Here is a 10,424-nt window from a genome sequence, read left to right on the forward strand (position 1 = left end):
CTGGTTCGAACTGGACCTGAATTTTAAATTTACCGTGTGGCATGGAAAGTGCCTGCATACTTTGGGTGATCAGATGCGTTAGCTCATCAGCAAAATACTGACGTTTTTCGTGCAGTTGTTCAGCAACCGCGACGGCTTGTTGGTAATGGCGTTGCACTGCTTCACTCAGCTCTGCCTGATTGGTTTCCTGATCATCCAGTTCCTGCTGTTCCTCAAGCAACTGACGATGCAGTTCAGGAAGATCTTCAGCGCTGACATGATGTTTACGGGCCAGGTTCATCTGGCGTGACAAACGCTGCTCCAGCTCGAATAGACGGTTTGGATCCATGTCCAGGCGTTCGCTGTAATGACGTAATTCATCGCTGGCCTCGCTGACCTGAATGGACGCGTCATCAAGCATGACGATAAGATCATTCATTTTGCTGTCGAGTTCTGCGAGTTCAGTTAGCTGATTGCGGGCGCTATAAAGCAGACTGACAATATTCTGCTCTTCACCATCAGCCAGCAAATAGAGCGCATTTTGGCTCAGTGAAAGCAGTTGTCCGCTGTTAGCCAGACGTTTGTATTCTTCATCAATTTGCTCGTACTCACCTGCCTGAGGAGCAAATTCATTCAGCTCTTTCAACTGGTATTGTAACAACTGGCGGCGTGATTCTCGCTCACTCATCTGCTGTTGATATTGTGCCAGCTGGCGGCAGCTCTGATGCCAGTTTTGGTAAGCTTTGCGCATTTCAGACAGCAGTAAGGGCTGATCCGAATAAGCATCGAGTAAAGCTTTCTGATGCTCAGGTTTGAGCAGAAGCTGATGGGCGTGTTGTCCGTGAATTTGGATCAAATGCTGGCCCAGTTCACGGAGCTGTGACAGGGGAACGGGCGTGCCGTTTATAAAGCCACGCGAACGGCCATCGTTGCTGATCGTCCGGCGCAACAGGCAATCCAGCCCTTCATCAAGCTGATTTTCAGCCAGCCAGTGTTTCGCCGAAGGGGTATCCGCTAAGGTGAATCGCGCGCAGATATCTGCACGGCTGGCACCGAGACGCACCATGCTGCCATCGGCACGATTGCCCAGACAAAGCCCAAGCGCATCAATCGCGATGGACTTACCGGCACCGGTTTCACCGGTGATGGCCGTCATACCTGCATGAAAATCGATTTCTAATTCACGGACAATGGCAAAGTTACTGATAGTTAATTGCGCCAGCATGATCACCTTCCTGTACATAACAACAGACCTGTAATTACATACAGTATAAACTGGTTTTATATACAGTAAAGGGGCTGGCGAATTATTTTTATCAGATCAGAAGAGTTTTTTTGACCATCCAAGTTTTGTGCTTAATGTATTGAAATAACTGTAGTCTTTCGGATGGATCAGATTCAGATGAAACTCACTGCGACGGATAACCACTTCTTCGCCCGGCTGAATCGGCAGGGCGATCTGGCTGTCGCAGCTGATTTCAAGGTCATTGCTCATATGCGAAAACCGCAGACAAATCGTGCTGCTACTGTTGATAACCAGCGGGCGCGCCGAAAGGGTATGTGGGAACATCGGCACCAGTGCGATAGCTTCTAACGTCGGCGTCAGGATCGGACCGCCGCCTGAGAGTGAATATGCGGTAGAACCGGTTGGTGTCGAAATAATCAGACCATCGGAGCGCTGGGAAAAAGCGAATTTGTCATCAATATAGACTTCAAATTCAATCATGTGCGCGACTTTTCCCGGATGAAGGACGACTTCATTGATGGCGGTACTGACGCGACATTGCTGGTCCTTGCAGCGCACCATGGCTTCCAGCAGGAAGCGTTGCTCGCTGATGTATTCACCCTGCAGAACGTCATCGAGTTGCTGCAAAGCGTTATCCGGATCCAGATCGGTAAGAAAGCCAAGATTACCCCGGTTGATGCCGATGACTTTTATGTCATAGCGGGCCAGAACGCGCGCCGCACCCAGCATATTGCCGTCACCGCCGACGACCACGGCTAAATCCGCCAGCTTGCCGATCTCAGCCAGACTGCCCGTTTGTGCGCCTTCCAGGGCTAAATCTTGTGCCACCTGACGTTCGACGATCACCTGATAACCTTTTGAGATTAACCAGTGGTAAAGCATTTCATGGGTGGCAAGTGCGGAAGGATGGCGAGGGTGTCCGACAATCCCAATGCACTCAAATTTTTTATTCATCGCTGTGGTTATCCTCAGCAGGGTGTGATGACTCCTGCATTATGACCGGTTTCATTAAAAACCAAACCTTGAAACCCCGGTTTTGATCCCCATAATAAGCCAACTAGCAAGATTAATGCTAAAACGCGGAGAGATTCATGAGTAGTAAAGAACATAAGACACCTGACGAGCAAGTCTCTGAAGAACTGAATCAGGAACAAGAGCTGCATACGGAAGCGGAAACTCAGGCGGCAGATGTCGTTGACCCGCGCGATGAACGTATTGCTGAACTGGAAGCGCAGCTGAAAGAACTCCAGCAGCGTGAGCGTGACAGCTTGCTGCGTGCGAAAGCGGAAGTGGAAAATATCCGCCGTCGTACCGAGCAGGATATAGAGAAAGCGCATAAATTCGCTCTGGAGAAATTCTCTGGCGAATTGTTGCCGGTAATCGATAATCTGGAACGTGCGCTGGATCTGGCTGATAAATCGAATTCAGAACTGGCGGGTCTGATTGAAGGCGTCGAGCTGACCCTGAAATCCCTGCTGGATGCTGTTCGCAAGTTCGGTATGGAAGTGGTGGCTGATATCCACGTGCCATTCAACCCTGAACTGCACCAGGCGATGACTATGATGGAATCCGACGAGCTGGAACCTAATCACGTAATGATGGTGATGCAGAAGGGTTATACGCTGAACGGCCGTCTTTTGCGTCCGGCAATGGTTGCGGTTTCTAAAGCCAAAGCCTGATTCTGTTTTAAGCAGACTGACATAATGGAAGAGGCACCTTTGCGGGTGCCTCTTTTTTTGTTATTCCGGCAATCTGGGCACCCAGTCAATCGGTGCCAGACCTTGCTGCACCAGTAAGGCATTCGCCTGCGAGAAGTGCTTACACCCCAGGAAACCCCGGTGGGCGGAAAGCGGAGAAGGGTGCGGTGCTTTCAATACATGATGACGATTACGATCGATAATATTGCCTTTTTTCTGCGCATGGGAGCCCCAGAGTAAAAAGACGATCCCTTCACGATTTTCATTCAACGCTGCGATGACCTTATCAGTAAACGTCTCCCAGCCCAGTTTGGCATGTGAATGCGCCTGACCACCTTCGACAGTCAGCACGGTATTGAGCAACAGGACGCCCTGATCTGCCCAACTCTGCAAATAGCCGTGAGTGGGTCGTTCGAAGCCTGGAATATCGGCGGCCAGCTCTTTATACATATTCACTAATGAAGGTGGTGCCGGAATGCCCGGGCGAACGGAGAACGATAATCCATGAGCCTGATTGGGGCCATGATAAGGGTCCTGCCCCAAAATCACGACTTTGACGTCTGCCAGTTCGGTAGAGCGGAATGCATTAAACACATCCTGCTGCGGTGGATAAATTGTTTTGCCCGCAGCGCGTTCAGCCGCGACAAACTTCAGCGTATCAACGAAGTAAGGTTGTTCTTTTTCCTGACCAATGACGTCATGCCAGGTGAGAGTGGTGGACATTGACGCTCTCCTTTTGATGATAATTTTAAACTGGCAGTAGCTTACCTGCTCATTCCGATGAGTGAAACCCGCACGCGCTTTTGCTGATGTTTATCTGCGACTTAACGTTCTATGCAAAAATTTGTTGATAATTTACAAAAATAATTTAATCCAGTGCCTTGGAAAAATTGATATAAAACATAAATATGCTGAGGGTAAGAAATACCCACAAGGAAAAGATTGATATTTATCAAAGAATGCGGGGTGTTCTGCTGTTATATCTGACAACAGGAAAACAGGTTGTCGTTCAACCTTACACCAATCAATTAACAGTATCGTAGCCAACAATGGAGGCAACATATGATCACCGGGATCCAAATTACTAAAAGCAACAACGAAGCGCTGAAAAACTCTTTCTGGCTGCTGGATGATGAAAAAGCGGAAGCGCGCTGCGTGTGTGCAAAAGCGGGTTTTGCGGAAGACCAGATCGTTGCTGTCAGCGAGCTTGGCCAGTTTGAATACCGTGAAGTACCAATGGAAATTCAACCGACTGTACGTGTGGAAGGGGGTCAGCACCTGAACGTTAACGTATTGCGCCGTGAAACTCTGGAAGATGCGGTTAAGCATCCTGAAAAATACCCGCAGCTGACCATTCGTGTGTCTGGTTATGCGGTGCGCTTTAACTCACTGACTGCTGAGCAGCAGCGTGACGTGATTACCCGTACTTTCACCGAAAGTCTGTAATCGCTTCCGAGCTTTTAAGATTCCAGCAGTTTCATGGATATAAAAAAACCGCCTTCAGGGCGGTTTTTCTTTGCACCAAATCAGGCTGATGTTTATTTAGCAGCGTCTTTTACAGCGTCAGGTTTAACACGGCGTTTGCCGACGTTTTTGCTGTCACGATGGCGAACTTTAACTTTCACCTTCGATTTTTCCTGATCCGCTTTCTGCTTCTCTTTGCGTTTCGCCAGCACTTTCTTCGACGGCTTACCGGTGACTTTCTCGCTCGGTGCTTTCGTTTTTGGACGGAACTCGTCCAATACGCGTGCTTTCAACGGCTCGTTAAGGTAACGGCCGATCTTACCGAGCAGCAGATGGTCATGCGCTTCCACGAAAGAAATCGCGGTCCCTTTACGACCAGCACGACCGGTACGGCCGATACGGTGCAGATAGATATCAGCGGTCAGCGGCAGGTCAAAGTTGAAGACATGGCTGATGTCGTTGATATCCAGGCCACGGGCAGCAATGTCGGTCGCAACGAGGACGTTAACGCGGTCTTCAACCATACGTTTGACGGCTTCGGTACGTTTCACCTGCACCATTTCGCCTTCAAGATAACAGGAGTTAATCCCTGCTTCGCGCAACCACGCAACCAGCTCATGCACACGCTCGCGTTTACGCACAAAGATCACGGATTTAGTGACATCTTCCTGTTTCAGCAAATGGATGAGCATCCGGGCTTTATGCGCCAGATCGTCGGCACGATAATACCATTGCAGGATTTTTTTGCGTTCGCGGCGTGACGGGTCAGCTTCGATTTCCACCGGCTCAGTCAGGATGCGTTCTGCGAATTCACGGATGGCTTCCCCTTCCAGCGTTGCGGAGAACAGCAACGTCTGTTTGCGCCAGCGTGCTTCGGCGGAAATCGTTTCGATGTCCTGAGCAAAACCCATGTCCAGCATGCGGTCGGCTTCGTCGAGGATCAGCGTTTCGATTGCGCGGCAGTCAAAGTTTTCTTCTTTAATGTATTGCAGCAAACGACCGGTGGTCGCAACAACGATGTCCTGGTTTTCGCTGAACACTTCGGCGTGGTTCATATAAGCCACACCGCCGGTGATGGTGGCGATATCCAGTTCGGTATGTTTGGCTAACTCACGCGCCTGCTCAGCAACCTGCATAGCAAGTTCACGGGTTGGCGTGAGGATCAGAATTCGTGGCGGACCAGATTTCTTACGCGGGAAATCCAGCAAATGCTGCAATGCAGGCAGCAGGAATGCCGCTGTTTTGCCGGTGCCGGTAGGAGCCGAACCCAACACATCGCGTCCGTCCATTGCTGGCGGAATGGCCTCTGCCTGAATGACAGTAGGACGGATATAGCCTTTGTCGCCAAGGGCTTCAATCAGGCGTTCATCGAGTTCGAGTTCGGAAAAAGTGGTTACAGTCATGGTCTACCTCTACTTGGGGCGCCGATTATAGACGTGTTAGACGCGATCTTCACCTATTTAAGCGGTTTGCGTGGCTTTTACTCTGCTTCTCTTTGCCCTATGCTACGACAGTTTTCGTTTACAGGCCTGTTGGCTGGCGTAATTACGGTGAAATTAGTGACAAAAGTAGTCAGTTCCGCAAACCCTTTACGGCGTAATGGATTTACCTTTAAGCAGTTTTTCGTTGCGCATGACCGATGCGCGATGAAAGTCGGTACCGATGGTGTCCTGCTCGGTGCCACGGCGCCGGTTAGCCATGCACGACGTGTTCTTGATATTGGCTGCGGCAGCGGCCTGATTGCCATGATGCTGGCGCAACGCAGTAATGCTCAAACTGTTATTGATGCCGTCGAACTCGAACCTTCCGCAGCGGCGCAGGCTGAGGAGAATTTCCGCAACTCAGTTTGGGCGCAAAGGCTGGCGGTGTATGCGCAGGACATTAATGTTTATGCCGGCGAACATCAGGCTGAATACGATCTGATTGTGAGTAATCCGCCTTACTTTGAATCGGCTGTTGCCTGTCGCGATGAAGCCCGAAATGCCGCCCGTTACACCGAAACTCTGACGCACGATGCATTGCTTGAATGCGCAAATAAGCTGCTTACGCCAGAGGGATTGTTTAGTGTTGTCTTGCCGTACGACATCGGGCTGGCGTTTGAAACTCTGGCTCATCGAAAAGGCTGGTTCAGTGCACGGCGGATGGCCGTACGCGACCGACCGGGAAAACCGCTTAACCGGCTAGTGCTGACCTTATCAAGGCAATCAGTTGAAAGGGTTGACGAGGAACTGGCACTGCGGAAATCGGAAGGCGTTTACAGCGAAGCATTCTGTGCGCTGATTACTGATTTTTATCTGAATTATTAGCGGATGGCTGGGCTTTCAAAAAGTGCGTTCCTTCGCACTTTCCCGATACCATTGCTGCAAATATTACGGCTGCAAAATGGTCGGCTGCGGATTTTCCTGTAGATCAGGATAGTCCAGCGTGAAATGCAGTCCTCGACTCTCTTTGCGTTCCAGGGCACTGCGGACGATCAACTCGGCAACCAGCACCAGATTTCTCAATTCCAGCAAATTATTGGAAATACGGAAGTTGGCATAATACTCGTCAATTTCCTGTTGCAGCGTCATGATGCGGCGCAACGCACGCTCAAGACGTTTTGTCGTGCGTACAATCCCTACGTAATCCCACATAAACAGCCGCAATTCATGCCAGTTATGCTGAATGACCACCTGCTCATCGGAATTATCCACCCGGCTTTCATCCCATTGCGGAATATTTGTCGCCAGTTTTGCATGCGGCAGACGTTTAATTATATCTTCTGCTGCCGACCAGCCATAAACCACGCATTCCAGCAGTGAGTTAGAGGCCAGACGGTTAGCGCCATGCAGGCCGGTATAACTGACTTCGCCAATCGCATACAAACCATCGAGATCGGTGCGCCCGTGCTGATCAACCATTACGCCGCCGCAGGTGTAATGCGCAGCCGGAACAATCGGGATGGCCTCTTTGGTCAGATCAATACCCAGTGATTGCAGCTTTTCATCAATCATCGGGAAATGATGCTTAATGAATTCCGGCGGGCGATGGCTGATATCGAGATACATGCAGTCGGCGCCAAGACGCTTCATTTCATGGTCGATGGCCCGTGCCACCACATCGCGCGGTGCCAGTTCTCCACGTTCATCGAAATCCGGCATAAAACGGGTGCCATCCGGGCGTTTGAGCAGGGCACCTTCGCCGCGCAGTGCTTCCGTCAGCAGAAAGTTACGTGCCTGAGGGTGATAGAGGCACGTCGGGTGAAACTGGTTGAATTCAAGATTGGCAACACGGCAGCCTGCGCGCCACGCCATGGCGACGCCATCGCCGGAAGAGATATCCGGATTGGTCGTGTACTGATAGACCTTGGCTGCGCCCCCTGTGGCCAGTACAACGGCCTTGGCACGGAGCGTTTCAACGTGCTCTTTATCGCGGTTCCAGACATACGCGCCAACGACGCGTTGTGTCCCCGGCAATCCAAGCTTGCTTGAGGTAATTAAATCAACGGCATTATAGCGTTCTTTCACGCAAATATTGGCGTGCGCCCTTGCTTTCCCAACCAGCGTAGTCTCTACTTCTTTACCTGTAGCATCAGCAGCATGCAGGATCCTACGGTGGCTGTGGCCGCCTTCACGTGTCAGATGATAACGCTCTTCTGAGCTTGTGTTGGTTTCGGTATCAAACAGTACGCCCTGGTCGATCAACCACTGGACACAATGACGTGCGTTGCTCGCGATAAATTCAACAGCTTCTWTATCGCATAAGCCCGCACCGGCAATTAATGTGTCATCAACATGTGAGGCAATGCTGTCTGCTTCGTCGAAAACGGCGGCAATCCCGCCCTGGGCGTAAAATGTTGAGCCTTCGTTGAGCGGGCCTTTACTGAGAACAGTGACATGACAGTGGTCTGCAAGTCGCAAAGCCAAAGAAAGGCCTGCAGCGCCACTTCCGATTATCAATACATCGCTAAGAAATTCAGATGAAGGTTGCATAACGTATGATGTTTGCAGAAGAAGAGGGAAATTCATGTTAGCCTAAACTCCCGTGCAAAAGCCACGGGCTTGAGACTTCAATAGAAAAAACAACGGCGATGTGGAACTTAATGTTTCATGTGAACTCCAAGCAGTACTTGCTCAGGAATATAATGATGAAAGCTGGCAGTACGACTTTAAGCGCGGAGAAGATTTTGGGGAGATTTTACCTCGGATGAGCGAGCAGTTAGCCGATCAGGTTCTGGTTGAGCGGGTCCAGAAGGGTGATCAAAAATCGTTCAATTTACTGGTTATTCGTTACCAGCATAAGGTAGCGAGCCTTGTATCCCGCTATGTGCCACAAGGTGATGTGCCTGATGTGGTTCAGGAATCTTTTATCAAAGCATATCGTGCGCTGGAATCTTTCCGCGGCGACAGTGCTTTTTATACCTGGCTGTATCGTATTGCAGTCAACACAGCGAAAAACTATTTAGTTGCTCAGGGGCGACGCCCGCCATCCAGTGATGTCGACGCGAATGAAGCCGAAAATTTCGAAAGTGGCGGTGCACTGAAAGAAATTTCGAACCCTGAGAACTTGATGTTGTCTGAAGAGTTACGGAAGATTGTTTTCCGTACTATTGAAGCACTTCCTGAAGATCTTCGTATGGCGATTACCTTGAGGGAGTTGGATGGATTGAGCTACGAAGAAATAGCCGCCATCATGGATTGTCCGGTGGGTACGGTGAGATCCCGTATATTCCGTGCCCGGGAAGCAATTGATAACAAAGTTCAACCGCTCATCCAGCGTTAGAGATGACGGACACAGGAAGGATACTTAGGCATGCAGAAAGAAAAGCTTTCCGCTCTGATGGATGGTGAAGCCATTGATACCGAACTGTTAAGTTCGTTATCAACAGATACCAGGCTTCAGCAAGACTGGCAGAGTTATCATTTGATCCGCGATACCTTACGTGGTGATATTGGGAACGTTGTGCATCTGGATATCGCAGACCGTGTGGCCGCAGCGCTGGCTAATGAGCCGGTAAAACTGGTGCCGGGTTCAGCAACCGAATCACAACCTCAGCCTCATACCTGGCAAAAAATGCCATTCTGGCAGAAGGTGCGCCCTTGGGCGAGTCAGTTGACTCAGGTCGGCGTGGCTGCTTGTGTATCACTTGCTGTGATTGTTGGCGTTCAGCATTATAACCAGCCTGACGCATCGGGTGCTTCTCCGGAAACCCCAGCGTTCAATACGTTGCCTATGATGGGTAAAGCCTCCCCGGTGAGCTTCGGCGTGCCAAATGAAGGCAATACCACCAGCGGGCAACAGAATGTTCAGGAGCAACGTAAGCGCATTAATGCGATGTTGCAGGATTACGAATTGCAGCGTCGCTTGCATTCAGAGCAGCTTCAACTCGAACCAGTTACTCCTCAGCAAGCCGCTGTTCAGGTCCCAGGAACTCAGTCTTTAGGAACGCAAACGCAGTAATGAAGCAAATTTGGTTTGCCGTTTGTTTAGCTGCGGGCAGCCTGCTTACTCCAAGTATCGCCTCGGCAGATTCTTCTTCCGAGGCGTTACTGCAAGAGATGGGCAAAGCTTCCCAGACGCTGAATTATGAAATGGGTTTTATCAACATTACGAAGCAAGGGATTGATTCCTTTCGCTATCGTCATGCTGTCTCTCATCAAACTTCCCTCGCTCAACTGGTTCTGATGGATGGTCCGCGCCGTGAAATTGTCCAGCGTGGAAAAGACGTCAGCTACTTTGAGACCGGTTTACAGCCCTTTACGTTGGATGGCGATCATATCGTTGATTCCCTGCCTTCCATCGTGTTCAGCGATTTTTCTCTTCTGACCAAATACTACGATTTTATCGCCGTAGGCCGCGCACGCACAGCGGATCGCCTGAGTCAGGTGATCAGAGTTGTATCCCGCGATGGTACCCGATTCAGTTATGTCATATGGATCGATGAGCAGACGAAATTGCCGATGCGTGTCGATTTACTGGATCGTGACGGTGAAACGCTTGAGCAGTTCCGTGTGATCAGTTTTGATGAGGGAGAACAAGTTGTTGGAACGCTTTCTGAT

The 10,424-nt window shown here is 50.3% G+C and carries 11 protein-coding genes; 6 read left to right on the plus strand and 5 right to left on the minus strand.

Annotated features, from left to right (window positions below):
* Both recN and nadK read right to left on the minus strand, forming a co-directional pair.
* Positions 1-1,204, minus strand: a 1,204-nt coding sequence (gene recN, locus AC1DUO_RS22015) for a DNA repair protein RecN (protein WP_477988756.1), incomplete at its 3' end; no start/stop codon positions are given.
* Between the two features lie 96 nt (positions 1,205-1,300).
* Entirely contained in the window at positions 1,301-2,179 is an 879-nt protein-coding gene (gene nadK, locus AC1DUO_RS22020; RefSeq protein ID WP_013576733.1) for an NAD(+) kinase, read from the minus strand.
* Positions 2,180-2,316: 137 nt separating this feature from the next.
* Between nadK and grpE the strand changes: the two genes are divergently transcribed.
* The gene (gene grpE / locus AC1DUO_RS22025) at positions 2,317-2,904 is read left to right on the plus strand and encodes a nucleotide exchange factor GrpE (RefSeq protein WP_013576732.1); all 588 of its coding nucleotides are present in this window, start codon (positions 2,317-2,319) and stop codon (positions 2,902-2,904) included.
* Positions 2,905-2,964: 60 nt separating this feature from the next.
* Here grpE and ung read toward each other — a convergent pair whose 3' ends face one another.
* On the minus strand, positions 2,965-3,645 hold the full coding sequence (ung, locus tag AC1DUO_RS22030) for a uracil-DNA glycosylase (RefSeq protein ID WP_037036748.1): 681 nt from the start codon (positions 3,643-3,645) through the stop codon (positions 2,965-2,967).
* A 339-nt stretch (positions 3,646-3,984) separates the two neighbouring features.
* Between ung and grcA the strand changes: the two genes are divergently transcribed.
* Positions 3,985-4,368 carry an autonomous glycyl radical cofactor GrcA gene (gene grcA / locus AC1DUO_RS22035; RefSeq protein WP_013576730.1) on the plus strand — a complete coding sequence of 128 codons (384 nt, stop codon included), beginning with the start codon at positions 3,985-3,987 and terminating at the stop codon, positions 4,366-4,368.
* Between the two features lie 92 nt (positions 4,369-4,460).
* Here grcA and srmB read toward each other — a convergent pair whose 3' ends face one another.
* Entirely contained in the window at positions 4,461-5,789 is a 1,329-nt protein-coding gene (gene srmB / locus AC1DUO_RS22040; protein ID WP_477988759.1) for an ATP-dependent RNA helicase SrmB, read from the minus strand.
* Between the two features lie 99 nt (positions 5,790-5,888).
* Here srmB and trmN point away from each other — a divergent pair, with 99 nt between their 5' ends.
* Positions 5,889-6,692 (plus strand): tRNA(1)(Val) (adenine(37)-N(6))-methyltransferase TrmN, encoded by an 804-nt coding sequence (gene trmN / locus AC1DUO_RS22045; protein ID WP_411829829.1) that lies wholly within the window; start codon positions 5,889-5,891, stop codon positions 6,690-6,692.
* A gap of 63 nt (positions 6,693-6,755) precedes the next feature.
* Here trmN and nadB read toward each other — a convergent pair whose 3' ends face one another.
* The gene (gene nadB / locus AC1DUO_RS22050) at positions 6,756-8,357 is read right to left on the minus strand and encodes an L-aspartate oxidase (protein WP_477988761.1); all 1,602 of its coding nucleotides are present in this window, start codon (positions 8,355-8,357) and stop codon (positions 6,756-6,758) included.
* 214 nt (positions 8,358-8,571) lie between these two features.
* On the opposite strand from nadB, the gene rpoE reads away from it, so the two are divergent.
* The 3 genes from rpoE to AC1DUO_RS22065 form a co-directional block, all read left to right on the plus strand.
* Positions 8,572-9,147, plus strand: a complete 576-nt coding sequence (gene rpoE / locus AC1DUO_RS22055; protein ID WP_013576726.1) for an RNA polymerase sigma factor RpoE — start codon at positions 8,572-8,574, stop codon at positions 9,145-9,147.
* Positions 9,148-9,177: 30 nt separating this feature from the next.
* On the plus strand, positions 9,178-9,825 hold the full coding sequence (gene rseA / locus AC1DUO_RS22060; protein WP_013576725.1) for an anti-sigma-E factor RseA: 648 nt from the start codon (positions 9,178-9,180) through the stop codon (positions 9,823-9,825).
* A partial coding sequence (locus AC1DUO_RS22065; RefSeq protein WP_477988763.1) for a sigma-E factor regulatory protein RseB domain-containing protein occupies positions 9,825-10,424 on the plus strand: 600 nt, incomplete at its 3' end. The genes rseA and AC1DUO_RS22065, both read left to right, overlap by 1 nt.

Source organism: Rahnella sp. P4_A8 (assembly GCF_056402435.1).